This is a genomic window from Nocardioides oleivorans (assembly GCF_004137255.1).
GTDB lineage: Bacteria > Actinomycetota > Actinomycetes > Propionibacteriales > Nocardioidaceae > Nocardioides > Nocardioides oleivorans.
The window spans coordinates 3,001,524-3,026,947 of sequence record NZ_SDWT01000001.1; the positions used below are offsets into that span (position 1 = coordinate 3,001,524).

20 protein-coding genes are annotated in these 25,424 nt (G+C 72.6%); 12 read left to right on the top strand and 8 right to left on the bottom strand.

Features of this window, described 5'->3' with window-relative positions; genetic code table 11:
• Window positions 1-23: 23 nt before the first annotated feature.
• Window positions 24-689: a maleylpyruvate isomerase family mycothiol-dependent enzyme gene (locus EUA93_RS14395; RefSeq protein ID WP_129400758.1), complete on the top strand. Its 666-nt coding sequence runs from the start codon at window positions 24-26 to the stop codon at window positions 687-689.
• Between the two features lie 48 nt (window positions 690-737).
• Here the strand turns inward: EUA93_RS14395 and EUA93_RS14400 are convergent, their stop codons facing one another.
• Complete coding sequence (locus tag EUA93_RS14400) at window positions 738-1,631, bottom strand: serine protein kinase RIO (protein WP_242497382.1); 894 nt, start codon at window positions 1,629-1,631, stop codon at window positions 738-740.
• Window positions 1,632-1,800: 169 nt separating this feature from the next.
• Here EUA93_RS14400 and EUA93_RS14405 point away from each other — a divergent pair, with 169 nt between their 5' ends.
• From EUA93_RS14405 to EUA93_RS14430, 6 genes are read left to right on the top strand one after another with little or no spacing between them, the layout of a single operon-like run.
• Window positions 1,801-3,240: a M1 family metallopeptidase gene (locus EUA93_RS14405; protein WP_129400760.1), complete on the top strand. Its 1,440-nt coding sequence runs from the start codon at window positions 1,801-1,803 to the stop codon at window positions 3,238-3,240.
• Between the two features lie 8 nt (window positions 3,241-3,248).
• Entirely contained in the window at window positions 3,249-3,839 is a 591-nt protein-coding gene (locus tag EUA93_RS14410; RefSeq protein ID WP_129400761.1) for an AMP-binding protein, read from the top strand.
• Between the two features lie 31 nt (window positions 3,840-3,870).
• Window positions 3,871-4,965, top strand: coding sequence for a 1-deoxy-D-xylulose-5-phosphate reductoisomerase (locus EUA93_RS14415; RefSeq protein ID WP_129400762.1), 1,095 nt, complete (start codon window positions 3,871-3,873; stop codon window positions 4,963-4,965).
• A 45-nt stretch (window positions 4,966-5,010) separates the two neighbouring features.
• Entirely contained in the window at window positions 5,011-6,357 is a 1,347-nt protein-coding gene (locus EUA93_RS14420; RefSeq protein WP_129400763.1) for a M50 family metallopeptidase, read from the top strand.
• 58 nt (window positions 6,358-6,415) lie between these two features.
• On the top strand, window positions 6,416-7,567 hold the full coding sequence (ispG, locus tag EUA93_RS14425; RefSeq protein WP_129400764.1) for a flavodoxin-dependent (E)-4-hydroxy-3-methylbut-2-enyl-diphosphate synthase: 1,152 nt from the start codon (window positions 6,416-6,418) through the stop codon (window positions 7,565-7,567).
• Complete coding sequence (locus tag EUA93_RS14430) at window positions 7,567-8,382, top strand: transglutaminase-like domain-containing protein (protein ID WP_129400765.1); 816 nt, start codon at window positions 7,567-7,569, stop codon at window positions 8,380-8,382. Before ispG ends, EUA93_RS14430 begins: the two co-directional genes overlap by 1 nt.
• A gap of 13 nt (window positions 8,383-8,395) precedes the next feature.
• On the opposite strand, the gene EUA93_RS14435 is transcribed toward EUA93_RS14430, so the two are convergent.
• The 3 genes from EUA93_RS14435 to EUA93_RS14445 are packed head-to-tail and all read right to left on the bottom strand — an operon-like array spanning window position 8,396 to window position 15,135.
• The gene (locus EUA93_RS14435; RefSeq protein ID WP_129400766.1) at window positions 8,396-9,310 is read right to left on the bottom strand and encodes a transglutaminase family protein; all 915 of its coding nucleotides are present in this window, start codon (window positions 9,308-9,310) and stop codon (window positions 8,396-8,398) included.
• Window positions 9,307-11,862, bottom strand: coding sequence for a circularly permuted type 2 ATP-grasp protein (locus EUA93_RS14440; protein WP_129400767.1), 2,556 nt, complete (start codon window positions 11,860-11,862; stop codon window positions 9,307-9,309). Before EUA93_RS14440 ends, EUA93_RS14435 begins: the two co-directional genes overlap by 4 nt.
• A gap of 9 nt (window positions 11,863-11,871) precedes the next feature.
• Window positions 11,872-15,135 (bottom strand): transglutaminase family protein, encoded by a 3,264-nt coding sequence (locus EUA93_RS14445; protein ID WP_129400768.1) that lies wholly within the window; start codon window positions 15,133-15,135, stop codon window positions 11,872-11,874.
• 79 nt (window positions 15,136-15,214) lie between these two features.
• On the opposite strand from EUA93_RS14445, the gene EUA93_RS14450 reads away from it, so the two are divergent.
• Window positions 15,215-16,066: a GNAT family N-acetyltransferase gene (locus EUA93_RS14450; protein ID WP_129400769.1), complete on the top strand. Its 852-nt coding sequence runs from the start codon at window positions 15,215-15,217 to the stop codon at window positions 16,064-16,066.
• On the opposite strand, the gene EUA93_RS14455 is transcribed toward EUA93_RS14450, so the two are convergent.
• Window positions 16,063-17,046 carry a hypothetical protein gene (locus tag EUA93_RS14455; protein WP_129400770.1) on the bottom strand — a complete coding sequence of 328 codons (984 nt, stop codon included), beginning with the start codon at window positions 17,044-17,046 and terminating at the stop codon, window positions 16,063-16,065. The genes EUA93_RS14450 and EUA93_RS14455 overlap by 4 nt on opposite strands.
• A 142-nt stretch (window positions 17,047-17,188) precedes the next feature.
• Here EUA93_RS14455 and EUA93_RS14460 point away from each other — a divergent pair, with 142 nt between their 5' ends.
• Both EUA93_RS14460 and EUA93_RS14465 read left to right on the top strand, forming a co-directional pair.
• On the top strand, window positions 17,189-17,782 hold the full coding sequence (locus EUA93_RS14460) for an RNA polymerase sigma factor (protein ID WP_207208689.1): 594 nt from the start codon (window positions 17,189-17,191) through the stop codon (window positions 17,780-17,782).
• Window positions 17,779-18,252: a hypothetical protein gene (locus EUA93_RS14465; RefSeq protein ID WP_129400772.1), complete on the top strand. Its 474-nt coding sequence runs from the start codon at window positions 17,779-17,781 to the stop codon at window positions 18,250-18,252. The genes EUA93_RS14460 and EUA93_RS14465 overlap by 4 nt, the downstream gene beginning before the upstream one ends.
• 4 nt (window positions 18,253-18,256) lie before the next feature.
• Here the strand turns inward: EUA93_RS14465 and EUA93_RS14470 are convergent, their stop codons facing one another.
• On the bottom strand, window positions 18,257-19,534 hold the full coding sequence (locus EUA93_RS14470; RefSeq protein WP_129400773.1) for a S8 family peptidase: 1,278 nt from the start codon (window positions 19,532-19,534) through the stop codon (window positions 18,257-18,259).
• A 78-nt stretch (window positions 19,535-19,612) separates the two neighbouring features.
• Between EUA93_RS14470 and EUA93_RS14475 the strand changes: the two genes are divergently transcribed.
• Together EUA93_RS14475 and EUA93_RS14480 are read left to right on the top strand one after the other, a co-directional pair.
• Complete coding sequence (locus EUA93_RS14475) at window positions 19,613-22,198, top strand: CHAT domain-containing protein (protein WP_129400774.1); 2,586 nt, start codon at window positions 19,613-19,615, stop codon at window positions 22,196-22,198.
• A gap of 47 nt (window positions 22,199-22,245) precedes the next feature.
• Entirely contained in the window at window positions 22,246-24,036 is a 1,791-nt protein-coding gene (locus EUA93_RS14480; RefSeq protein ID WP_242497383.1) for a proline--tRNA ligase, read from the top strand.
• Between the two features lie 383 nt (window positions 24,037-24,419).
• On the opposite strand, the gene EUA93_RS14485 is transcribed toward EUA93_RS14480, so the two are convergent.
• The gene (locus EUA93_RS14485; RefSeq protein WP_129400775.1) at window positions 24,420-24,848 is read right to left on the bottom strand and encodes a ferritin-like domain-containing protein; all 429 of its coding nucleotides are present in this window, start codon (window positions 24,846-24,848) and stop codon (window positions 24,420-24,422) included.
• The gene (locus tag EUA93_RS14490) at window positions 24,845-25,360 is read right to left on the bottom strand and encodes a hypothetical protein (protein ID WP_129400776.1); all 516 of its coding nucleotides are present in this window, start codon (window positions 25,358-25,360) and stop codon (window positions 24,845-24,847) included. The genes EUA93_RS14485 and EUA93_RS14490 overlap by 4 nt, the downstream gene beginning before the upstream one ends.
• Between the last annotated feature and the right edge of the window lie 64 nt (window positions 25,361-25,424).

Genomic DNA, 25,424 nt, shown 5'->3' on the forward strand with positions numbered 1-25,424 from the left:
CCTAGGCTGCGAGAGTGGGATCCATGGCGCCGACGGACCACCACGGGACGGACCATGAGCACGTCTATGCACTGGCCACGCGCAACAGGCTGCTGGCGGCCGGGATGTTCGCCGGCCTCACCACCGAGCAGTGGGCCACGCCGAGCCTGTGCGAGGGCTGGACGGTGCGCGAGGTCTGCGCCCACATGGTCCCGCCCGACGGCGGGTTCAAGGTGGTGCCCCTGCTGCGCATGGTCGTCAAGCACCGCGGCAACCTGGCCCGGATGGTCGACGCCACCGCACGCGAGGACGCACAGCGGCCCACGGGCGAGCTCGTGACGGCACTGCGCGACCGGGCCGGGGAGCGGTTGAAGGCACCCGTCGTCGGGCCCTACGGACCGATGGTCGACACGGCGATCCACCTGCGCGACGCGGCCCGGCCGCTGGGCCTCGAGGTCGGCCCGCCACCGGAGGACTGGGACCCGGTGCTCGACTTCCTCCTCACCCGGCCGGCCGAGCGCGGGTTCGTCGGCACTGGGCGCACGGCAGGACTCAGGCTCGAGGCGACCGACTCCGGCTGGTCGCACGGCCACGGCGAGCCGGTCCGCGGCGCGGCCGAGGCCTTGGCGCTCGCGATCGCCGGCCGCCCGGTGGCCTACGACGACCTCGAGGGCGCCGGCGTCGCGGTGCTGCGCTCGCGCGACCGGTGAGCGCCGCTGGGCCGTGAGTCTCCAGGAGACTCACGGCCGAGCGGGGCTTCAGAACGCGTGGGCCATCAGGTCCCCGAAGAGCTCCTGCTCGTCGGTCTCGAGCCCCCGCGAGCGGAACCACGCGCACATGTTGGCGCAGTCGCGCAGCAGGAAGTCCATGCCGCGCGGGTTGCCGACGAGGTCGACCACCTGCGGCAGGTCGATGATGACCAGCCGGTCGCCGGCCGCCAGGGTGTTGTAGGGCGACAGGTCCCCGTGCACGATCCCGGCCTGGACGAGCGTGGCGAGCGCTTCGCGGAGCTGGTCGTAGTAGCCCTCGACCACGGATCGCTCGGGCCGGACCTGCGCCACGCGCGGTGCCGTCTCGAGCTCGCCGTCGACCGTGACGGTGATCCACTCCATGAGGATCTCGGTCTCGTCGATCTGGACCGGGTAGGGCACCGGGAGCCCGAGCTCCCAGCAGCGACGCAGCGCGTTCCACTCCGAGATCGCCCACTCGCCGGCGGCGACCTGGCGGCCCCAGGTCGACTTCCGCTTGAGGGCGCGCTCGTCGCGCGAGCGCTTCATCGAGCGGCCCTCGGTGTAGGCGGCGGCCCGGTGGAAGGTGCGGTGGTCGGTGTCGCGGTAGCGCTTGGCCGCCATCACGACGGCCGAGTCGGGCCGGTGCGGATCGGCGCGCTCGAGGAGGAAGACGTCGGCCTCCTTGCCGGTCTTGAGGACGCCGAGCTCGGTGTCGACGGCGCCGCTGGAGGTCACGACCCAGTCGGGGCGCGGCTCGGGGCCCCTCATCAGGGCCTCGAGGTCCTCCCAGCGGGACCAGCGCTGATCCTCGCCGAGCTCGTCGGCGTAGGTGTCGTAGGTGAAGACGAACGACTCGTCGATGCCCTCGACGGGCGAACGGTCGTCAGGACGGAGGAAGTCCTCCGGAAAGTTGTGGGACACGGTGACTCCGGTGGTGTGAAAGGTGGTCGGCGGGCAGGCCGAGGACAGTGATGGACATGTCACGGCTCCTTTCACGGGCGGGCGGCGCGGATCGCGGCCCGGGAGTACGGCGCCCAGTCTGGCGCACCCCGCGGGCTGTCGCACGCGAATAACGGCTAGGTTCGGGGACGTGACCACACCTGCCATCTCTCGGACCCTGCTCGCCGGCGCCCTGAGCGCCACCCTCGCCGTCGGCCTCGCCGGCGCGAGCGCCACCGCGGAGGTCCCCGCCTCTGCCCCGGTCGACGGAGCCTCGGGGATCGGGGATCCCTACTGGCCGCTCGACGGCAACGGCGGCATCGACGTGTCGTCGTACCGCATCGACAACCACTACGCGCTGGCGTCCAAGCGGCTCAGCGGGAGCACCAAGGTGCGGCTGACCGCGACGCAGGACCTCTCGAGCTTCTCGCTCGACTTCCTCCTGAAGGTCTCGAAGGTGACCGTCGACGGCGAGAAGGCGAAGTTCGACAAGAGCGACGGCGGCCACGAGCTGCGGATCACGCCGCGGGAACCGCTCGCGGCGGGCACGAAGCACGCCGTCGTGGTGACCTACGACGACCACCCGGCGAAGTACTCCTACGCCGGCGAGAAGAACTGGCTGGCGAGCTCGTCCGAGGTCGTCGCGATGAACGAGCCGCACATGGCGCCGTGGTGGTTCCCGTCCAACGACCACCCCCTCGACAAGGCGATCGTCGACGTGAGGGTCACCGTGCCGAAGGGCCGTGAGGTGATCTCCAACGGCAAGCTCAAGGGCCGTACGACGGGCAAGCAGGGGACCACGTGGCACTGGAAGGCCGACGAGCCGATGGTGCCCTACCTCGCGTTCTTCGCCGCCGGCGACTTCACCATCGCCAAGGGCACGCACCGCGGGCTCCCGTGGCTGGTCGCGGTCTCCCAGCAGCTCAGCGACGCCGACCAGGCCTCCAGCATGCGGCTCATGAAGAAGACCCCGACCGTGATCAGCGCCCTCGAGAAGGACCTCGGCGACTACCCGTTCTCCGTCGTCGGCGGCCTCACCACCGGGCTCAACCCCGGCTTCGCGCTCGAGAACCAGACGCGCCCCACCTACCCGGCCGTGGGCGGCAGCTACACCAGCCTCGTCGTCCACGAGCTCGCGCACCAGTGGTTCGGCGACGACATCGCGGTCCACCACTGGAGCGACATCTGGCTCAACGAGGGCTTCGCGAGCTTCATGGAGTGGCGCTGGGCGGAGACCCACGGCGGTCGCTCGGCCGACGCGACGCTGCGCAGCTACTACGGCAACGTCGCCGCCTCGAACGACCTCTGGAAGGTCGTCGTCAGCGACCCGGGCGCCGAGAAGGTCTTCGACTCTGCGGTCTACGGCCGTGGCTCGATGGCACTGCAGGCGCTGCGCAACCGCGTGGGTGACGACGTCTTCTGGAAGATCCTGCGCACCTGGATCGCCGAGCAGAAGGGCGGCAACGGCTCGACCGACCAGTTCGAGTCGATGGCCTCGCGGGTGAGCGGCCAGGACCTGTCCGGCTTCTTCGAGGTCTGGCTGCGCACGCCGTCGAAGCCGGCGAACACGGTCGAGAACGGGCTCGGCTGATCGCGGCGATGGCTGCGCCCACCTGGTTCAGGGCGCCCGCGGACGACGACCCGGGCACCCTCAACGCCTGCTACGACGCGCTCGACATCCACGTCGTCCGCGGGCGCGCCGACGAGGTCGCGCTGTCGCTCGACGGCGTCGACCACACCTTCGCCTGGCTGCTCACCGAGGTCGCCGCGTGCGCCGGGGTGCTGCGGGCCTTCGGCGTCGGGCTCGGCGACCAGGTCGCCCTCGGGATGGTCCCGCGACAGGAGGGTGCCGTCGTGGTGCTCGCCGCCGCCCGCGTCGGCGCCGTGGTGCAGCACGACGACTCGGCGGGCGCCGAGGGCAAGGTCGTCGTCCGCACCGGCGCGGACGGCGTCGTGTTCAGCGCGGACGGCGAGGACATCCCGTGGGACGTCGCGATGCGGGCCGGCCGCACCGACCCGGCCGGCACCGTCGACGTACCCGGCGACACGGTCCTGGCGCGGCACGCCGGTGACGAGCTGACGGTGCTGGCCGCCCTCGGCGCGTCGGACGACCACAGGCCGACGCCACCGCAGGGAGCCACGCTCGTCGAGGTCGGCGGCCTGACCTTCTGGTCGTTCGACGCGCCATAGCCGTGGCGGGGGCACCTGAGAGACTGCTCGGGTGAGCGTCCGCGACATCGTCATCCTCGGCTCGACCGGGTCGATCGGCACCCAGGCCCTCGACCTGGTGCGAGCCAACCCCGACCGGTTCCGGGTCGTGGGGTTGACCGCCGGCGGGTCCAGCCCCGAGCTGTTCGAGGCGCAGGTCGCCGAGTTCGCGCCGGCCTTCTCCGGACTGGGCGAGGAGGCCTCCACCGAGGCCGCCGGCCGCGAGTGCGACGTCGTGCTCAACGGCATCACCGGAGCCGTCGGCCTGCGCCCGACGCTGGCCGCGCTCGACGCCGGCAACACGCTGGCCCTGGCCAACAAGGAGTCGCTGATCATGGGCGGCTCGCTGGTCACCGGACGGGCCAAGCCGGGCCAGGTCGTGCCCGTGGACTCCGAGCACTCCGCGCTGGCGCAGTGCCTGCGCGCCGGGACGCATGCAGAGGTACGCCGCCTCGTGCTGACCGCGTCCGGCGGACCGTTCCGGGGGCGCACCCGCGACGACCTCGCCGACGTCACCGTCGAGGAGGCGCTCCGGCACCCGACGTGGTCGATGGGGCCGGTGATCACCATCAACTCCGCGACCCTGGTCAACAAGGGCCTCGAGGTGATCGAGGCGCACCTGCTCTTCGACATCCCCTTCGACCGGATCGAGGTCGTGGTCCACCCGACCAGCGACGTGCACTCGATGGTGGAGTTCACCGACGGCTCGACGGTCCTCCAGGCGAGCCCTCCGACGATGATGATCCCGATCGCGCTCGGCCTGTCGTGGCCCGACCGCGTGCCCGACTCGGCGCCGGCCTACGACTGGTCGAAGGCCCGCTCGTGGGACTTCTTCCCGCTCGACGACGAGGCGTTCCCGGCCGTCTCGCTGGCCCGCACGGCGGGGGAGCAGGGCGGCACCGCGCCTGCCGTCTACAACGCCGCCAACGAGGAGTGCGTCGAGGCGTTCCGGACCGGACGCCTCCGGTTCGTCGACATCATCCCCACGGTTGCCGCCGTCCTTGCCGCCCACGACGTACGCTCGTCGGAGCACCTGACCGTGGACGACGTCCTCGCGGCCGACGCGTGGGCCCGCGAGGAGACATCCGCGCGCATCCGACCCGCCTGAGCCCCGCCTGAGCCCCGCCTGACCTTCACCCAGCAAGGAACCCCCGTGACCCCGATCCTCTACACCCTGGGTGTCGTCACCTTCGTGGTGGCGATCCTCGTGTCCATCGGGCTGCACGAGTTCGGACACCTCGTCCCGGCCAAGAAGTTCGGGTGCAAGGTGCCGCAGTGGTTCATCGGCTTCGGGCCGACGGTCTGGAGCAAGCAGATCGGCGAGACCGAGTACGGCGTCAAGGCGATCCCGCTCGGCGGCTACGTCAAGATCGTCGGGATGCTGCCCCCGGGCGCGGAGGACCTCGTCGAGGAGACGACCTACGACGAGGACGGCGAGCCGGTCCACAGGATCCGCCGCTCCAACACCGGGATGTTCACCCAGCTGATCTCCGACGCGCGCGCCGCCGAGTGGGAGTACGTCAAGCAGCACGACACCGACCGGCTCTTCTACCGCCTGACCTGGTGGAAGAAGGTGATCGTGATGGCGGGCGGCCCGACGGTCAACCTCGCCATCGCCTTCGCGCTGTTCGTGCTGCTCTTCGCGACCTACGGCAACCCGCGCGACGAGGTCGTCGAGCCGACCGTCGCCGCCGTCCCGTCGTGCGTCATCCCGGCCGAGGAGACCGGTCGCGCCTGCACCGCCGACGACCCGGTGACGCCGGCGAAGGAGGCCGGGATCGAGCCCGGCGACGAGATCCTGAGCTTCAACGGGACCCCCTTCCGCGACTGGGACAGCTTCCAGGACCTGATCCGCGACAACGCCGACGGCGACGCCTTGATCGAGGTCCGGCGCGGCGACCAGACGCTGACGCTCGAGACCAACACCACGGTCACGCTCCGCCAGACGTCGGTGGAGGACCAGACCCTCACCGAGGTCGGCTTCCTCGGCGTGCAGCCCGAGACCCGGTTCGAGACCGGCGGCCCGATCTACACCATCGACCAGATGGGCACGATGACCGTCGAGACGGTCCAGGCCCTCGCACAGCTGCCGGTCAAGGTCTACGAGGTCGGCCGCGCGATCGTCGGGCTCCAGGAGCGCGACCCCGAGAGCCCCGTCTCGATCGTCGGCGGCGGCCGCTTCGCCGGCGAGGCCGCGGCCAGCGACGCCTTCCCGCTCACCGAGAAGCTCGTCACGCTGCTGTTCCTCATCGCGAGCTTCAACTTCTTCATCGGCATGTTCAACTTCGTGCCGCTCCTGCCGCTCGACGGCGGCCACATCGCCGGTGCGCTCTACGAGGGCCTCAAGCGCGGCGTCGCCCGCCTGCGCGGCCGTCCGGACCCCGGCCACGTCGACGTCGCGAAGCTGTTGCCGATCGCCTACGTCGTGGGGCTCGCGATGCTGGTGATGGGCGTGGTCCTGATCGTGGCCGACATCGTCGTACCCCTGCGCATCAGCTGAGGCGGCGGCCGGCCACGGCGACTCGGGTCTGCGGGGACCGTCCTCCTAGACTGGCGGCATGACTTCCGTCGGTCTGGGCATGCCCGCACTCCCGCCCCCCGTCCTGGCCCCGCGCCGCAAGACCCGTCAGATCAAGGTGGGCTCCGTCGGGGTCGGCAGCGAGTCGCCGATCTCGGTCCAGTCGATGACCACCACGCTGACCTCCGACATCAACTCCACGCTCCAGCAGATCGCCGAGCTGACCGCGTCGGGCTGCGACATCGTGCGCGTCGCGTGCCCCAGCCAGGACGACGCCGACGCGCTCCCGGCGATCGCGACCAAGTCGCAGATCCCGGTGATCGCCGACATTCACTTCCAGCCGAAGTACGTCTTCGCGGCGATCGACGCCGGCTGCGCGGCGGTCCGGGTCAACCCCGGCAACATCCGCAAGTTCGACGACCAGGTCAAGGAGATCGCGAAGGCCGCCAAGGACCGCGGGACCTCGATCCGCATCGGCGTCAACGCCGGCTCGCTCGACAAGCGGATCCTCGACAAGTACGGCAAGGCCACACCCGAGGCGCTCGTCGAGTCCGCGGTCTGGGAGGCCAGCCTCTTCGAGGAGCACGACTTCCACGACTTCAAGATCTCGGTCAAGCACAACGACCCGGTCGTCATGGTGCGCGCCTACGAGCTGCTCGCCGAGGCCGGCGACTGGCCGCTCCACCTCGGCGTGACCGAGGCGGGCCCGGCGTTCCAGGGCACGATCAAGTCGTCGGTCGCCTTCGGCCACCTGCTGAGCCAGGGCATCGGCGACACCATCCGCGTCTCGCTCTCGGCCCCGCCCGTCGAGGAGGTCAAGGTCGGCATCCAGATCCTGGAGTCGCTCAACCTCAAGCCGCGCCGGCTCGAGATCGTCTCCTGCCCCTCCTGCGGCCGCGCGCAGGTCGACGTCTACACCCTCGCCGAGCAGGTCACCGCCGGGCTCGAGGGCATGGAGGTCCCGCTCCGCGTCGCGGTCATGGGCTGCGTCGTCAACGGTCCCGGCGAGGCCCGCGAGGCTGACCTCGGTGTCGCGTCCGGCAACGGCAAGGGCCAGATCTTCGTCAAGGGCGAGGTGATCAAGACCGTCCCCGAGTCGCAGATCGTGGAGACCCTCATCGAGGAGGCCATGCGCATCGCAGAGGGCATGGAGCCCGTCGAGGGCGCCGGGGCCTCGGTCAGCGTCAGCTGATGACCGACGCTGGGCTCACCCGCACCGTCAGCAGCACCGTCAGGCTCCGCGTCGGAGAGCCCGCCGACCTCGTCCTCTCGATCGCCGTCTCGGCCGACCAGTCACCGACGTCGGAGTCGCTCGCGGTGACGGGTGACGCCGGACCCGTCGAGCCGACCGAGCTGCTGGCCGGCGGCGGCACCCGTCTGCACCGCATCCCCGCGGCCCCGGTCGGAACCCTCGTCGTGCAGTACGACGCCGTCGTCCCGCTCGGCTCCCCACCCGCCCCGGTCACCGAGGTCGAGGCGATCGAGCTGACCCGGCCGAGCCGCTACTGCGACTCCGACCGCCTCGCCCCCATCGCGCACGACCTCTTCGGCGAGCTGTCGGGCGAGGCGCTCGTGCAGGGTGTCGTGCTGTGGGCGTTGACCCACATCACCTACGCGCCCGGGAGCAGCGGCCCGCTCGACGGCGCCCTCGACACCTACCTCAGCCGCCGCGGCGTGTGCCGCGACACCGCGCACGTCGTGGTGGCGATGCTGCGCGCGCTCGACGTACCCGCCCGGCTCGTGAGCGTCTACGCCCCCGGTCTGGTCCCGATGGACTTCCACGCGGTGGCCGAGGTGGCGGTCGACGGGCAGTGGTACGTCGTCGACGGCACCGGGCTGGCCCCGCGCAGCTCGCTCGTGCGCATCGCCACCGGCCGTGACGCCGCCGACACCGCGTTCCTCTCGGTCCTCGGTGGCCGCGCCGACCTGCTGTCCGTCCAGGTCAACGCCGTCGTCGACCCCGGCCTCCCCGCCGACGACGGCCTGGCGCTCACCCGGATCCGCTGAAGCCCATCGGGGCTCAGAGCTCGGGCAGCCGGGTGACGTCGACCCCGACGTCGAGCGTCGACGTCGTCGACTCGGTGTAGATCACGCCCTTGAGCGGTGACACGTCGCGGAAGTCTCGGCCCCACGCCGTGACGACGTAGCGGCTGTCGGCGAGGTGGTCGTTCGTGGGGTCGAGGTCCACCCACGACCCGCCGGGCACCAGCACCGACGCCCACGCGTGCGAGGCGTCCGCGCCCTCGAGCTTCTCCTTGCCCGGTGGGGGAGCGGTCTCCAGGTAGCCGCTGACGTAGCGGCTCGGGAGCCCGGCGGCGCGCAGGCACCCGAGCGCGAGGTGGGTGAAGTCCTGGCACACGCCGCGGCGCCCCTCCAGGAGCTCCTGCAGGGTCGTGCGGACGTTGGTGGTGCCGGGGCGGTAGTCGAAGTCGGTGAAGATCGCGTGCGTGAGCCCGACGAGCGCCTCGCCGAGGGGCCGCTCGGGCGCGAGGTGCAGCGCGGCGTAGGCGCGCACGGCGTCGTCGACCTCCACGAGCGGCGAGGGCAGGAGGTGGTCGGACACCTCGACCGGGTCGGCGGTGCGGGCGACCTCCTCGGCGGCCGACGCGACGGTCCAGCGGTCGAGCGCAGCGACGTCGACCTCGGGCCACGCGACGTGCACGACGCTCGTCTTGGTCACCTCGAGCACCTCGTGGGGCGAGCGGACCTCGACGTAGAAGCTGCTGTTGCCGAAGTGGTCGACGTGCTCGCTGACCAGGTGGGGCTCCGGTGAGATCCGTACGACGTTGCTGACGACCCGCTGCGACGGCGTCTCCCGCGGCCGGAGGAACCCGCGTTCGTAGCAGGTCGTGACGTCGCCGGTGTAGGTGTACGTCGTGCGGTGGCGCACCTCGTAGCTGCGCGGCACGAAGTCGTCGGGCCCCTGGCGGCTCATCCGCGTGCCGCCCGCGCCCAGTCGCCCATCAGCACCCGCTGCGTGGGCTTGCGGCGGAAGTGCCGCGCGCTGAGGTCGGTGGAGATCGAGCGCAGCGTCTCCTCGACGGTGCCGAGCACGGTCCAGAGGCCCGCACGGTCGCCGGCGCAGACCTCGACGAGGTCGAGCCCGGCGAGGTGCTCGCCGAGCTCGTCGGCCCGGTGGACCAGCAGGTCGTCGTCGGCCAGGCGCAGGGCCTCGGCGAGCCGCGCCACCTGGAACGCGACCGACCGCGGGTTGCCGACGTCGACCAGCAGCAGCGAGATGGCGGAGTGGATCGGCCACGCCGGGCCCTCGCCCGACGCCGTGCGCCGTCGGTGGGTCAGGATGCTCTCGCACGCCTCGAGGACCGACTCGGTGACCTGGCCGTCGATGATCGGGGGACGCTCGACCGCGAGCGTCGCCCGCAGCAGCGCGACGGTGTGCTGGGCGCGCTCGACGCGGATGCCGCCGTCGAGGAAGCCCCAGGTCTGGTCGCGCACCATGCTCTCGTGCACCACCCCGGCGACGGCCAGCAGCGACTCCAGCACCGTGTCGAGCTGCGCGCGCAGGGGCGCCTCACCGGCCGTCGGCGCGACGAGCGTGCGGCTCAGGCGCGACAGCACGTGCCAGATGTCCTGCGAGAGCTGGTCGCGGACGTTGTCGGCCGCGGCCACGAGGCGCTGGGTGGCGTGGGCGACGGTGCCGACCCGGTGCGGGCGCCCGACCATCGCGCGCAGGTGGTCGACCGCCCCCTGTCCCGGCTGCGCCTGGATCCCGGTGAGGGCCACGGCGGCCTGCACCATGACCTCGGTGGTGTCGGCCCCCGGCGTGCCGGGTCGTGCCGCGTGGTCCTCGGCGAGGTCGTCGGCCACCCGCAGCAGGCGCGCGACGCCCTCGGCGCGCTCGGCGTAGCGGCCGACCCAGTAGAGGTTGTCGGCGACGCGCGGCGCCACCGCCGTACGCCTCTGGAGGCGCACGAGCGCGGGCTGCGTCGCCGGGTCGGGGGTCGTCCACCCCCGCACGCCGGACGGCTCGTCGGTCAGCACCCACACGTCCTTGGCCAGGGCCCCGCTGGCGTTGGACACCAGGCTCGACTCCGCGGAGGTGTTCACCCGACCGAGGCCGCCGGGCATGACGTGGTGCTCGTCGCCGTGGGCGACGCCGAACGTGCGCAGCACGAAGCGACCCGGGGCCAGCCCGGCAGGTGTGACGACCGGGGCGGTCGACATCGCGACCGGCTCCTGGCCGACCCACGCCCACGGCCGGGCGCGCACCTCGCGGCGCAGGTCGTCGCGCTCGGCGGCCGTCAGCTCCCAGCCGAACCGGGCGGCCACGACCGCGCCGCGCGCCAGCGGCTTGACCACGAGCCGGTCGAGGTGGGTGAGGACGTGCGAGAGGCCGGCCGGGTCGCCGCACCACCAGGTCGGTGCGGACGGCAGCGCGAGGTCCTCGTCGAGCAGCAGGCGCGCGACGGCAGGCAGGTACGGCGCCAGGCCGGCGTTCTCGAGCACCCCCGAGCCGAGCGGGTTGGCCAGCCGGACCGCGCCACGACGGGCTGCCTCGACGAGCCCGGGGAGGCCGAGCTGGGAGTCGCCGCGCAGCTCCAGGGGGTCGCAGAACTCGGCGTCGACCCGTCGTACGACGACGTCGACGGGCTCGCGGCGACCGGTGCTGCGGATCCAGACCCGCCCGTCGCGCACGTTGAGGTCGTCGCCCTCGACCAGCGGGAAGCCGAGCAGCGTGGCCAGGAAGGCCTGGTCGTAGGACGTCTCGGAGCCCGTGCCGGGGGTCAGCATCGCGACGCGCGGCACGTCGACGTCGCCGGGAGCTGCCGCGCCGAGGGCCTGGGCCATGGTGTCGAAGAAGCCGCGCAACCGGGCCAGCGAGGCGCGCCGGTGCACCGGGCCGAGGACCCGGCTGGTGACCCTGCGGTTGGCCATCGCGTAGCCGGCTCCCGCGGGCGCAGCGGTCTTGTCGGCGATCACGGTCCATCCGCCGGCCGTGTCGCGGGCGAGGTCGGTCGCGGTCAGGACCAGCCGCTGGTGCTCGATGCCGTCGGCGGCCCGGACGAAGCCCGGGTGCCCCAGCACGACGTCGGCCGGGACGACCCGGTCGGTGAGCAGCCGGCGCCGGCCGTAGAGGTCGTCGTGCAGGAGCTGCATCAGGCGGGCGCGCTGTCGCACCGCGGCCTCGAGCCCGGCCCACTCGCCGCTCCCGATCACCACCGGCAGCGGGTCGATCACCCAGCTGCGACTGCGCTGGGAGCCGTCGTCGGTGGACTCGTCGGCACCGGCGGCGCCGTAGCGGATGCCGTCGTCGTCGACGAGGCGTCGCGCCTCGGCCCTCGCGGCGAGCAGACCGGTGAGCCCCAGCCCGTCGACCGCCGAGGTGATCGGCTCCTGGTCGGGCCGCAGCCGGCCGGCGTCGTCGTACCACTCGTCCGGGCCGCCCGCGGTGCCGACCAGGTCGCGGTAGTCCGCGAGCGCACCCGTGCCGGGCTCGCTCACGGGGACGCTGACCGGGACGCTCACCCGCGAACCCTAACGATCCCCGGGCAGGTGGCGACGCAGGTCCAGCGTCGCTGGATACTCCACGCCCTGCTCGGGGAGCGGCCCGACCTCCATCCGCCCGCTCGTGTGGCCCAGCGCCTCGAACCGCGAGGCCCGGCGCGCCTCGGCGGCCATCGCGTTGACGGGGTGGTCCTCGTAGCTGCGGCCGCCCGGGTGAACCACGTGGTAGGTGAAGCCGCCGAGCGAGCGGCTGTTCCAGGTGTCGACCAGGTCGAAGGTGAGCGGTGAGTGGATGCCGATGGTGGGGTGGAGCGAGGAGTACGGCGCCCACGCGCGGTAGCGCACGCCGCCGACCGTGCGCCCGTCGAGGCTGCGCATCGGGACGGGCACGCCGTTGCAGGTCAGGACGTGGCGACCCTCGTTCAGCCCGGTCGCGGCCACCTGCACCCGCTCGACCGAGGAGTCGACGTAGCGCGACGTGCCGCCCAGCGACACCTCCTCGCCGAGCACGTGCCAGGGCTCGACGGCACCGCGCAGCTCGAGGCCGACGCCGGCGACGGTGGTCTCGCCGAGCCGCGGGAAGCGGAACTCCCAGAACGGCTCCAGCCACGCCGGGTCGAAGTGGGGCGCACCCTCGCCGAGGTGGTCGTTGGTCTCGCGCACGACGTCCTCGAGGTCGGCCATCGCGAAGGCCGGCAGGAGGAAGGTGTCGTGGAGCCGCGTGCCCCACCGCACCAGCGGCCCGGTGTAGGGCTCGGCCCAGAACCGCGCCACCAGGGCGCGGACCAGGGCCGCCTGGACCAGCGCCATCCGCGGGTGCGGCGGCATCTCGAAGCCGCGCAGCTCCAGCAGCCCGAGGCGGCCGCGGTCGCTGTCGGGGCTGTAGAGCTTGTCGATGCAGAACTCGGAGCGGTGGGTGTTGCCGGTGACGTCGGTGAGCAGGTGCCGGAAGAGCCGGTCGACCAGCCACGGCGCCGCCTCCTCGCCCTCGCGGGTGGTCCGCTCGAGCTCGGCGAAGGCGATCTCGAGCTCGTAGAGGGTCTCGTGGCGGCCCTCGTCGACCCGCGGGGCCTGGCTGGTGGGACCGATGAAGCGTCCGCTGAAGACGTACGACAGCGACGGGTGGTGCTGCCAGTAGGTGATCAGGCTGCGGAGCAGGTCGGGCCGCCGCAGCAGCGGGGAGTCGGCGGACGTCGGTCCGCCGAGGGTGAAGTGGTTGCCGCCGCCCGTGCCGGTGTGGGTGCCGTCCGCGTCGAACTTCTCGGTCGCGAGGCCGACCTGGCGTGCGTCCTCGTAGAGGCTCTCGGTGAGGTCGCGCAGCTCGCCCCAGGTGCGGGTGGGCTGGATGTTGACCTCGATGACACCGGGGTCGGGCGTCACCGACAGGCTGGTCAGCGAGGCGTCGCCGGGCAGCGCGTAGCCCTCCAGCACCACCGGGACCCCCGCTGCAGCGGCCGAGGCCTCGATGGTCCGCACGAGCGCCAGCGCGAGGTCGACGTCGGTGAGCGGCGGCAGGAAGACGAACAGGTGGCCGTCGCGCTCCTCCACGACCACTGCGTGCCGCGGTGACTCCTCGACGTCGTGCACGGTGGCGGCCCTCGCCTCGACGACGCCCCCCGCCGGGGAAGGAGCGAAGGGGGAGCGGTCGGGCAGGTCCGGCGGCGGGTCCCACGCCAGCGAGTCGAGCGGCAGCCGGTAGCCCGCCGGGGAGTCGCCGGTGGTCAGGAAGAGCCGGTCGCGGCGCAGCCGCCAGCGCGCGGTGCCCCAGCCGTCACCGGACGGGTCCTGGAAGACCGGGACCACCCACGCACGCGGGCTGCCGGCCGTGACGTCGACCGAGGCCACCTCCGGGACCTCGGGGTCGACCGGGTCGCCGACCGGGCGCCGGGCCTCGTCCCACGCACGCGCGAAGGGGTCGTCGTACGCCGCCAGCACGTGCGCGTCGGGCACGCCGAGCCCGGCCGCCAGCGACCGCGCGACGGCCTCGGTGGGCGCCTCCCCGGCACGGACGACGGCATCGCCCCACGGGTGGTCGAGGAGCGCCGGGTCCTGCCACAGGGGCTCGCCGTCCGCACGCCACCAGAGCTGCGCCTGCCAGCGCGGCAACGGCTCGCCGGGGTACCACTTGCCCTGCCCGTGGTGCACCAGCCCGCCCGGCGCCCAGCGTTCGACGAGCCGCTCGGTGAGCCGCTTGGCCAGCACCCGCTTGTCGGGGCCGTCCGCAGCGACCGACCACTGCTCGCTCGCCTGGTCGGTCGCGGAGACGAAGGTCGGCTCGCCGCCCATCGTGAGGCGTACGTCGCCGTCGTGCAGCAGGCCGTCGACGTGCTCGCCGAGCCGGTCCACCTCGGCCCACTGGGACTCCGAGTAGGGGAGCGTGACGCGGGCGTCCTCGTGGATTCGGCTGACCGAGTTGTGGAAGGCGAAGCTGACCCCGACCGGCGCGGTCGCCCCGCTGATCGGGGCCGCCGACGCGGGCGCCGGGGTCGCGCAGAGCGGGATGTGCCCCTCGCCGGCGAAGAGCCCGCTGGTCGGGTCGAGCCCGATCCACCCGGCGCCCGGCACGAACACCTCGGCCCAGGCGTGCAGGTCGGTGAAGTCTTCTGTCGGCCCGGACGGCCCGTCGATCGCCGCGACGTCGGAGGTCAGCTGGACGAGGTAGCCCGACACGAAGCGCGCCGCCAGGCCGAGCTGGCGCAGCACCGACACCAGCAGCCAGGCGCTGTCGCGGCACGAGCCCCACTGGCTGATCAGCGTGTGGTCGGGCGTCTGCACGCCGTGCTCCATCCGCACGGTGTAGCTCACGTCGCGCTGCACGGCCTGGTTGACCGCGACGAGGAAGTCGACGATCCCGTCGGTCCTCGCGGCCAGTCCGCTGTCCGCCAGCCACCTCTGCACGACCGGTCCGGGGCCGGTCGCGCCGTCCTCGTCGACCGGTTGGAGGTACGGCGCCAGCTCGGCCGCGAGGCCGGGCTGGTAGGCGAACGGGAAGCGCTCGGCGTGCTCCTCCACGAAGAAGTCGAACGGGTTGACGACCGTCATGTCCGCGACGAGGTCGACGGTGATGTCGAGCTCCTTCACCGGCTCGGGGAAGACCAGGCGGGCCAGGTAGTTGCCGAACGGGTCCTGCTGCCAGTTGAGGAAGTGTCCGCGCGGCTCGACGGTGAGGGAGTACGCCTCGATCGGGGTGCGGGAGTGTGGCGCGGGGCGGAGCCGGACGGTGTGCGGGTGGACCGTCACCGGCTCCGCGAAGGTGTAGGTGGTGCGGTGCTCGAGGGCTACGCGGATCGTCACGCGCGCCACCGTAACGGGCTCGTGTGGCCGTCATGTTTCGCGCCGTGGTGCGGCCGCGCCATGACGCTAGGCTCCCCGCATGCTGAGGACCCGCGAGCAGGTGCGCGTGCTGGGCCCGGGTGACCGGGACCGGTTCATCGCGCTCGCGGAGCAGGACCCCGTGGTCAACGTCTTCGCCGACTACCGGGCCAGGCTGACCAACCTCGACGAGCGCTGGCTCGGCGGCCAGGTGTGGGGCCGGTTCGAGGGGGACGAGCTGGTCGCCGGCTGCCACCTCGGCGCCAACCTGGTCCCGGTCCAGTGCACCCCCGACGACGTCGGGGCGTTCGCGGAGGTCGCCCTGCGCCGACGCTCCAGCGTCGGCACGATCGTCGGTCCCAGCGACGTGGTCGGCTCGCTGTGGGGGATCCTCGAGCCGCGCTGGGCACGACCCCGCGAGCACCGCCCGCTCCAGCCCCACCTGGAGATCTCCCGGCCGTCCGCCGAGGCGGTGGCGAGCGACGTACGCCCCACGACCCCGGACGACCTCCAGCAGCTCTATCCCGCGTGCGTGGCGATGTACACCGAGGAGGTCGGGGTCTCGCCGGAGAACGACGCCGGCGGCGGCGACCTCTACCGCGCGCGAATCCAGCAGCTCATCGCCCGCGGCTGGTCGATGGCGAGCTTCGACGAGCAGGGGGTGGTCTTCAAGGCCGAGATCGCCTGCGTCACGCCGTACGCCGCCCAGGTGCAGGGAGTGTGGGTCCGGCCCGACCGTCGAGGCGAGGGCCTCGCGACGAGCGGGATGTCCGCCGTCGTGCGGCACGTCCTCGGGACCGGCATGGCGCCGGTCGTGTCGCTCTACGTCAACGAGTGGAACACCGCGGCCCGCGCGGCCTACGCCCGGGTCGGCTTCGAGCAGACGGCGACCTTCGCGACCCTGATGTTCTAGTCCCGGTCCGGCTGCTCCGGCAGCGGGGTCGGGTCGGAGGCGGCCCGGCAGCGCTTCGGGGTGCACCGCACCATCGCCGTCGTCGTCCGCCCGTCGACGCGGAAGCTGATCGCGGAGTCGGTCTCCCACCTGACGTCGGTGAACCGCTCCGCCGTCCAGCGACCGAGCTCGCGACCGGTCACCGTGCGCATGACGAGGAAGCGCACGCGACCGAAGCCGAGGAAGACCCGCCGGTCGGTCGTGACCATCCGCCGGCCGTCGGGGGAGAGGGCGACGACCTGCTCCTCGCACGACTTCCACATCCGTTGCCGAGGTGTCGACAGGTGCGCGACGAACGTGCAGCGCTCGCCGGGTGCGGTCCAGCCGGCCGCGATGTCGTTGCGGAGGCTGCCGACCTGGAGGTGCCACTTGTCCCGGATCACGTCGCGGAAGGTGTCGCGGCGCCAGTTCCACACGATCACCCGGCCGCCGCGACCACCGATCAGCATGCGGTCGCCGTCGACGTCGATCGGCTGGGCGAAGCGGCCGATGTTCTTGTCCACCCAGCTCCGGAAGGTGTGCCCGGCCAGCCGCTTGCCGTCACTGATGCGTCGCACGCCGACGACGGTCTCGCCGTCCGAGGCCAGGCCCGCCTCGGTGTAGAGACGGCCGTCCGGACTGACCACGACGTCCTCGAACGCGCCAGGCAGACGGCGCTTCACACCGTCGTGGTCGTAGAAGTCGGTGTCGGCGAAGCGTTGGTCGCGCACGACGTACCCGCCACGCACCTTCGCGACCAGCACCGGCCTCTTCAGGGGTACGACGACCACGCGGTCGCCGTCGACGATGGTCGTGCCCTCGACGTAGGGCAGGGCGAGGTCGGCGCCGCGCGGCAGGGACCCCGGCCGGAGGTCCGCCGCGAGGGCCGGAGCGGCGAGCACGGCGAGCGAGGCGAGCAGGGCGGTCGCGGCTGAGGCGATCCGTCGGTGCTGGTGGAGCATGGTCCCTCCCGAACGGGTACCCGAGGTGAGTGCCTCGGACCACCATGGCGCAGCCGGACGCGGGTGGCGAGAAAAACTTCGACTGGTATGTATCAGCACGGCGCGTGCCCGCTCCTGTACTGACATGGGGACAATGGTCACCATGTCAGAGGACAGCAGGACTGAGGGGCAGTCCGACGAGTCACCGTGGAGCAAGGCCAGTGGGGCGTTCATCGCCTGGCGTTCGGGGGACGCCAGGGCCGTGGACGAGCTGGTCTCGACGATGACTCCTGTGCTGTGGCACGTGGTGAGGGCCTACGGGTTGGACCGGCAGGCGGCTGAGGACGTGATTCAGGCGACCTGGCTGGGACTCGTGCGCCACCACCAGACCATTGCCGACCCCAAGGCGGTCGCGTCCTGGCTGATCACTTCAGCCAGGCGCGGCGCAGCCGCACAAGCCAGGTCGGCACGCCGTGCCGACCCGGTGGAGGACGAGAAGCTGCATGCCGCGCTACCGGACGTGGAGTCGGCGGAGGCCCTCGCGATGCTCGACGACGAGGCGGCCGGGCTCTGGAACGCGGTGGCGTCGCTCGACGAGCGGTGCCAGAAGCTCCTCCGGGTCGTCGCCTTCATGGACCGGCCCGACTACCAGTCCTTGAGCCACGACCTCGACATGCCTGTCGGGAGCATCGGCCCCACGCGGGCCCGGTGCCTGGCCAAGGTCCGAACCGCTCTAGCGAAAGGAGGCGGGCGATGAACGTGCACAGCACGGGGGACGACGCCCTCCTCGAGGAACTGCGTGACATGTGGCTGACCTACGACCCGCCGCCGAGTGACCTCGTGGCGAACATGATCGCTGCCGTCGCGGCAGCCGACCTCGACCAGGAGTGGGAGCTGCTCGTCCTGGTCCGCGACTCCGCCGAGGAGTCCGCCGCCCAGGTGCGCGGTCTCGCCACCGCCCGGATGCTCTACTTCACGGTCGCCGAGGGCTGGTCCCTCGACGCCGAGATCGACGGCGACCAGGTGCGCGGCCAGCTCCTCGACTTCGACGGTGACATGGGGTCCGTCGAGGTCGTCGTGGAGACGCGCGGCGCCGCCGCCGAGCTCTGGCGGGCCGGCCTCGACGAGTTCGGCTTCTTCTCGATCGAGGCCGAGCCCACCGGCGAGGTGCGCTTCACCGTCCACCACCGCGGCCATGCGGTCAGCAGCCGCTGGGTCGAGCTCTGAGCCGTCAGGCGTAGGGCTGGCGCAGCTCCATGTGGGGTCCGATCGTCGGGTCGGAGTCGTAGACCGCGCGAGCGAGCACGGCGTCCCTGGCCTCCTTGGCCGACGAGCCGCTCACACTGATCTCGCGGGCGATGAGGCCCGCCACGACGGGCGCGGCGAACGACGTACCGCTCCAGCGGGCCATGCCGGTGCCGAAGACCCGGATGTCTCCCACGGCGGGCGTCTCGATGCACTCGAAGGTCCCGTCCGGGAACGCGTTGACGACGTTGCGGCCGAGCGCGTAGACGTCGGCCGAGACGCCGAAGTTGGAGAAGTCGGAGACGCGGCCGTCGCGGTCGAGCGACCCGACACCGACGCACCAGTCGAACGCGGCCGGCCAGAAGGGCGCCGCCCACGAGTCGTTGCCGGCCGCTGCGACCAACACGCAGTCGCGCTTGCGCAGCCGCTTCTTGTGGAAGAGCTCCAGGGGGATCGACGGCAGGTCGTCACGGGTGCGGCACCCGGCCGACAGGTTGATGACCTTCGGATCGTGGGTCAGCGCCTCCTCGAGCTGCACGACGAGATCGGACTCCAGGATGCCGCCACCGCCGACGCCGCCGATCGCGAAGCCCTCGACGAAGATCTTCGTCTGCGGTGCCACGACCCGGACGACACCGGCGATGAAGGTGCCGTGTCCGGCGTAGGGGCGCAGGTCGGGACCGTTCAGCTCGTCGTCGCCCTCGATGTCGTGCATCCACGGCGTGCGGGGATCCGTCGCCGCGGGCGGGTGCCACCCCGTGTCGACGACCACGACACTGACCTCGCACCCCTCGCCCTGGGGTGCCTCCGGGGGCCACGGATCCTTCAGGCCGGTCTCCTCGGGCTCGATAGCCGGGCACAGGTTGCCGCCGGGCCCTCCGGGGGACACGTGGACCCAGTGGTCGGGTGACGCGGCGCCGCGGCGCAGGCCGCTCTGCTCCAGGAGGTCCAGGACGTCCGGGACCGACCGCGCGTCGCGGCGAGGTGGCAGCACGTAGCGCACGAGGTCGCCGTCGAGCAGGCGCACGTCGTCGCGACGCGGCGGCTCGGTGAGCACGTCCTTGTCGAGCGCATCCACCGCTCGTTCGAACGCCTCGGAGTCCTCGGCACGGACCAGCACCCGGTCGGGGTGGAAGAGATAGGTGAAGTCCGCCGGAGCCTCGGTGTCCCACGCCACCGTGCCTTCGTTCGCCGCGCGGAAGGCGCGGAGCTGGTCGGTGGTGCGTCGCCTCTTGTCACTGCCGATCTTCCAGTCGCTGGCCATGACCGGAACGCTAGTCGCGCTGCGCCGCGTCCGGGAAGAATGTCCGCAACTTCGCGACGGATCGGCAAGGATGGTCCGGTGGATCGGGACGACGCGGAGGAGCTGCTGCGCGTCCTGTTCTCCGACCCCGAGCTCTCTCGCAGGCGCGCGGAGGAGGAGCTGGTCCCCGACCCTGACCCGGCGATCAGCTCGATCGGGCACCAGATCGTCGGAATCGTGCTTCGCGACCTGGGCCAGATGGACGAGGCCCTGCCCCACCTGCGCACCGCTCTGCGCCTGGCACGTCGCTCGGGTGAGCAGGAGCGATGGGGTGACGCCCTGGCGACGCTCGGGACCTCGCTGTGCACCGCGGGCTGGGTGCGTGACGGCATGCGAAAGCTGGACCAGGCGGTGGAGGTGCTCGACGGAGTGCCTCGCGGCCGCGCGCTCGTACGACGTGCGTACCTGACCGGCCACCTGCTGGCACGCTTCGAGGAGAGTGCCGCTGACCTGCGTGAGGCCCGACGCCTCTTCGCAGGCGGCGGCGACCAGGTGTGGGAGAAGCGGGCGCTCAACCTCGAGGGTCTGGTCGACGTGGGCCTCGGCGAGCTCGAGGCCGCCGAACGAGCCTTCGTCGCCTACGGCGACATCGCCGAGCAGCTCGGTGACGAGTTCGATGCCGGGCTCGCCCAGCACAACAAGGGCTGGCTGGCCTACGTCCGGGGCGACCTGCCGAGCGCGCTCGAGCGGCTTGCCGCGGCCAACGAGCGCTACGACTCCATCGGGATGACGAGCACGGACCTCGTCTACGACCGGTGCCTGGCGTACCTGGCCGCTGGTCTGGCGACAGATGCGCTCGAGGTGGTCGAGCGGGCTCTCGTCGTCAGGCCGCTGCTGCCGCGGGAGGAGGCGGACCTCCTGGTGGCCGTTGCCGAGGCCGCCCTCGCGGCCGGGGACTGGCACCGTGCGACCACGGCCGCCGACCGTGCGAGCGTCATCCTCGGGCGACAGCTGCGGCACGTCCACCAGCTCCAGGCTGACCTGCTCTCACTGAGTGCACGCGCAGAAGCAGGGGAGCCGGCCCCGGTTCTGCTGCGCAGGACGGAGCGACTGGTCGAACGCTGCCGCGCGGCGCAGGTGGCCGAGCTCCCCCAGGCTCTCCTGCTCGGTGCCCGGCTCGCCGGGCAGGTGCGTTCGGCCCGAGCGGCGACGCTACGTCTGGCCTGGCTCGAGGAGGCATCGCAGTCGCGCCGGGACCGGTCGGCGAGGGTCCGGGTGCTGGGGTGGCACGCAGACGCTCAGCGGCGCGCGCTCCGCCATGACCGGCCCGGGGTGCTCCGGGCCTGTGACATGGGTCTGAGGACGCTCGACGAGCACCGTGCGACGCTGGGCAGTCAGGAGCTGCGAGCCGTCTCGTCCGGCCACGGCGCGCGGTTGGCGGAGCTGGCGGTCCGCACCGCCCTCGCCGGGGGCGATCCCCGGCAGCTGCTCACCTGGTCGGAGCGCTGGCGCGCGAGCTCCTTGACCGTGCCGCCGGCCTACGGTCAGCACGACCCGGCCACGACGGCCGACCTTGCCGCACTGCGGGCGCAGCACCGTCGACTGGCCGAGGCGCGTGCCGACGGGGCCGCGACCGAGCATCTCGAGGCCCGTGCCGCGAAGCTCGAGCAAGCGGTGCGCCAGCGCATGTTCCACGCTCGGGGGACCGGCGAGACCGCCTCGGCGCTCGACGTCCCCGAGCTCCTCGCCGCCCTGCGGGAGGACGACACGACCCTTGTCGAGCTGACCGAGGTCGACGGCGAGCTGCACGCCCTCGTCGCCGGCCGCGGTCGGGTCCGCCACCTCCACGTCGGCCCCGCCGCCGCGGCGTCGAAGGCCGTCGACTTCTCGCTCTTCACGCTGCGCCAGGCGTCACGCGGTCGTCGTACGCAGCTCGAGGCGGCGGGTGCGCGCCTGCAGCAGGCCGTGCTCGGCCGGGCGCTCGACCGGGTGGGGGAGTCGCGCGTCGTCGTGTCCGGCACGTCGACCCTGCAGGGCGTGCCGTGGGGGCTGCTGCCGGCCCTGGCCGACCGCCCCTTCAGCAGCACGCCGTCCGCGCGCCTGTGGCTGCGCGCCCGGAGCGCCACCACGGAGGGCGACCGCCGGGTGATGCTCGTCGGCCCGGGGCTGGGCAGCGGCGGTGCCGAGGTGCCGGCGATCGCCGCGCAGGACCGGGCGGCCGAGGTCCTCGACGGAGCGGACGCGACGGTGGCGGCGTCCCTCGCGGCACTCGACGGGGCGGCCCTCGCGCACGTCGCCGCCCACGGTCACTTCCGCGAGGACAGCCCGCTCTTCTCCTCGCTCGTGATGGCCGACGGGCCGCTGCTCGTGCACGACCTCCAGCGGCTCGAGCGCCCGCCGCACCGCGTCGTGCTGTCGGCCTGCGAGTCCGGCGTGATGGCACCCGTCGGCGACCAGGAGCTCCTCGGCCTCGCCGCCGCGCTGCTCTCGATGGGCACCGCGGGCGTGGTCTCGAGCCTCGCCGAGGTCGACGACGCCGCGACCGTCGAGGTGATGGTCGCGCTGCACGCCAGCCTCCGCGCGGGAGGTGGGCTCGGTGACGCGCTGCTCGCCGCCCGGCAGGCCGCGGTGGACGATCCGGTCATGGCCGCGACCGCCGCGTCGTTCACCGTGCTCGGCACCTGACGGAACTGGTTCGCGGCGGCGGGAGGCCCACACCTATCCTTGCGCCCATGACTGGCCGCCTCCTCCGCATGTCGACCCTGTTCGTGCGCACCCTGCGCGACGACCCCAACGACGCCGAGGTGCCGAGCCACAAGCTGCTGGTCCGCGCGGGCTACATCCGTCGCGCCGCCCCGGGCATCTACACCTGGCTGCCCCTGGGCCTGCGCGTGCTGCGCCGCATCGAGGACATCATCCGCGAGGAGATGGACGGCATGGGCGCGCAGGAGCTGTCGTTCCCCGCCCTGCTGCCCAAGGAGCCCTACGAGGCCACCCACCGGTGGACCGACTACGGCGACAACATCTTCCGGCTGAAGGACCGCAAGGGTGGCGACTACCTCCTCGGCCCCACGCACGAGGAGATGTTCACCCTCGTCGTCAAGGACCTCTACTCGTCCTACAAGGACCTGCCCCTCTCGATCTACCAGATCCAGACCAAGTACCGCGACGAGGCGCGTCCCCGCGCGGGCCTGCTGCGCGGGCGCGAGTTCGTGATGAAGGACTCCTACTCGTTCGACGTCTCCGACGCCGGGCTCGCGGAGTCCTACCAGAAGCACCGCGACGCCTACATCCGGATCTTCGACCGCCTCGGCTTCGACTACGTCATCGTCAAGGCGACCTCGGGCGCGATGGGCGGCTCGGCCAGCGAGGAGTTCCTCGCCAAGGCCGAGGTCGGCGAGGACACCTACGTCCGCTGCACCCGCTGCGACTACGCCGCCAACGTCGAGGCCGTCACGGTGCCCGCGCCCGTCCCCGTGTCGTACGACGACGCACCTGCCGCGCACGCCGAGGACACCCCCGGCACGCCGACCATCGACTCGCTGGTCGACCACCTCAACGACGCGTTCCCCCGCGACGACCGGCCCTGGGCCGCCGGTGACACGCTCAAGAACGTGCTCGTGGTGCTCAAGCACCCCGACGGCACCCGCGAGCCCCTCGCGATCGGTGTCCCCGGCGACCGCGAGGTCGACCAGAAGCGGCTCGAGGGCCAGCTCGAGCCCATCGAGGTCGAGCCCATGGACGAGGCCGAGCTCGCGAAGCACCCCGCCCTGGTCAAGGGCTACATCGGCCCCGGCTCCCTCGGCGAGGAGTCGACGTCCGGCATCCGCTTCGTCGTCGACCCCCGCATCTCCGAGGGCACCCGCTGGGTCACCGGTGCCGACGTGCACGGCTCGCACGTCATCGACATGGTCGTCGGTCGTGACTTCACCCCCGACGGCACGATCGAGGCCGCGGAGGTCCGTGACGGCGACGCCTGCCCGCAGTGCGCCACCCGGGGCGACGACGGCGTCCTCGCGTCCGCGCGTGGGATCGAGATGGGTCACATCTTCCAGCTCGGCCGCAGCTATGCCGAGGCCCTCGGCCTGAAGGTCCTCGACGAGAACGGCAAGCTCGTGACCGTCACGATGGGCTCCTACGGCATCGGTCCGTCGCGCGCGGTGGCCGCGATCGCCGAGGGCACCCTCGACGACATCGGCCTGTGCTGGCCCCGCGACGTCGCGCCGGCCGACGTGCACATCGTCGCGGCGGGCAAGGAGGAGGCGGTCCACGCCGCCGCCGAGCAGCTGGCCCGCGACCTCAAGGACGCCGGGCTCGAGGTGCTGCTCGACGACCGCGCCGGCAAGGTCAGCCCCGGGGTGAAGTTCAAGGACGCCGAGCTCATCGGCGTGCCCACCATCGTCACCGTCGGCCGCGGCCTGGCCGACGGCAACGTCGAGGTCCGCGACCGCAAGACCGGTGAGCGCGAGGACGTCGCGGTCGGCGACGCCGCCGCGCGCATCGTGGGCATCGTCCGGACCTGAGCCCGGGCGAGCCAGTGGCGGTCCCTACCGATCAGTCCGGTCGTCTATCTGACTGATCGCGACCTGACTGTCCGGTAGCGCCGGCCCGGCCGGCCGTCGTCGCGACGTTGGACAAGGACTGCCCTGCCCGGGTGGCCGGGCGCACGCCCTGCATGTTTGTGCGTTGCACGAACATGCAGCCGAGTTGTGCTTCTGTTCTGGTCAGAACGAATGCATGATTGTGCATGTGGCCGCTCCACCCCCACAGGAGGGGTCACACAGGGTGATGCTGACCAACCCCACGAAGGCGGTCCGCGTCCTCGGCCCTTGGGAAGGATCTCGGGACTTTCCCAAGGGTTGAGGCCGCGGGCCGTTCTTCATTTTCCGCACCTCGGGGGCGCGCCTCAGCCCAGCTCGGGAGCTCCCGGCCAGGTCCCGGCGGTCCCACCCAGCTCGAGCTGCCACGCCGCCGACCAGGTGGCCTCGGTGAGCGCCCACTCGCGGACGTCTGTCGTCGACTGCGCGACCAGGGCGAGCAGCACCTCCACGGCGCCCTCCTCGATCACGAGTGCGACTGCCTGGACCTGTCGACCGGTCAGCAGCCGGCCCTCGACGTCGTACGCCGCTGCTGCCGCGACCGGCTCGCCGCCCGCGTCCTCGACCATCGCGCGCAGCTGGTCGCGCCGCGCGCGGTGGCGCCGGTAGCCGGCGGTGACGGCGTCGTACAGCGCCGGTGTCGCGGACTGCGACGTGCGGGCGCCGAGGACCCCGTAGGCGTAGAGCGCGGCGTGCTCGTCGGCGAGCGTGGTCTGGAGGGCGTCGAGGACCGTCATGACGTCACCTCGGTCGCGAGCGCAGCCGTGTGCTGGGCGGTCGAGGCCGCGACGCTGGCCAGCACCCGGGCGAGGTCGCCGCTCGCCGCTGCGAGGCAGCCGCTGCGCACCTCGCGCAGCAGCCGCTGCTCCGAGCGGCGCACGGCCCGGAGCGCCCCGACGATCTGGGGTGCGACGGTCGGTGGGGGAGCAGTCGGTCGATCGGCGTCCGGCACGGCGCCGACGAGCACGTCGAGGTGCGCCGCGTGGGCCGCGCCGAGGGGCTCGAGCCGTCGGCCCAGGCTGGGCACGGAGAGCGTCGCGGCCTCGAGCACCGACTGGGCCCGCACCAGCGCCGCCACGACGGTGGCGACGAGCTCGGCGTCCTCCGGTGGGTCCTGCACGGGTGCCGGGCCGCCCGTCGACGAGGCCGCCGGCGGGTCCACGTCGCAGCCCGCCAGGACCGGCACGGCCAGGGGCGCCGCGAGTGCTGCGCCCACTGTGGTACGACGTGAGAGCGGGCGTCCTGGCACCCCCGAACCCTAGCCCGACGGCCCGGTCCGGACCTGCGCGCCGGGGATGTCGGGGCTGTGGCGG

Excerpts from the sequence above, each read along its gene's own strand:
- EUA93_RS14410 (WP_129400761.1), top strand. The coding sequence starts at position 3,249 with ATGGCTGCGCCCACCTGGTTCAGGGCGCCCGCGGACGACGACCCGGGC.
- EUA93_RS14460 (WP_207208689.1), top strand. The coding sequence starts at position 17,189 with ATGTCAGAGGACAGCAGGACTGAGGGGCAGTCCGACGAGTCACCGTGG.
- EUA93_RS14455 (WP_129400770.1), bottom strand. The coding sequence starts at position 17,046 with ATGCTCCACCAGCACCGACGGATCGCCTCAGCCGCGACCGCCCTGCTC.
- EUA93_RS14450 (WP_129400769.1), top strand. The coding sequence starts at position 15,215 with ATGCTGAGGACCCGCGAGCAGGTGCGCGTGCTGGGCCCGGGTGACCGG.
- EUA93_RS14480 (WP_242497383.1), top strand. The coding sequence starts at position 22,246 with ATGACTGGCCGCCTCCTCCGCATGTCGACCCTGTTCGTGCGCACCCTG.
- EUA93_RS14485 (WP_129400775.1), bottom strand. The coding sequence starts at position 24,848 with ATGACGGTCCTCGACGCCCTCCAGACCACGCTCGCCGACGAGCACGCC.
- EUA93_RS14435 (WP_129400766.1), bottom strand. The coding sequence starts at position 9,310 with ATGAGCCGCCAGGGGCCCGACGACTTCGTGCCGCGCAGCTACGAGGTG.
- EUA93_RS14430 (WP_129400765.1), top strand. The coding sequence starts at position 7,567 with ATGACCGACGCTGGGCTCACCCGCACCGTCAGCAGCACCGTCAGGCTC.
- EUA93_RS14465 (WP_129400772.1), top strand. The coding sequence starts at position 17,779 with ATGAACGTGCACAGCACGGGGGACGACGCCCTCCTCGAGGAACTGCGT.
- EUA93_RS14395 (WP_129400758.1), top strand. The coding sequence starts at position 24 with ATGGCGCCGACGGACCACCACGGGACGGACCATGAGCACGTCTATGCA.
- EUA93_RS14470 (WP_129400773.1), bottom strand. The coding sequence starts at position 19,534 with ATGGCCAGCGACTGGAAGATCGGCAGTGACAAGAGGCGACGCACCACC.
- ispG (WP_129400764.1), top strand. The coding sequence starts at position 6,416 with ATGACTTCCGTCGGTCTGGGCATGCCCGCACTCCCGCCCCCCGTCCTG.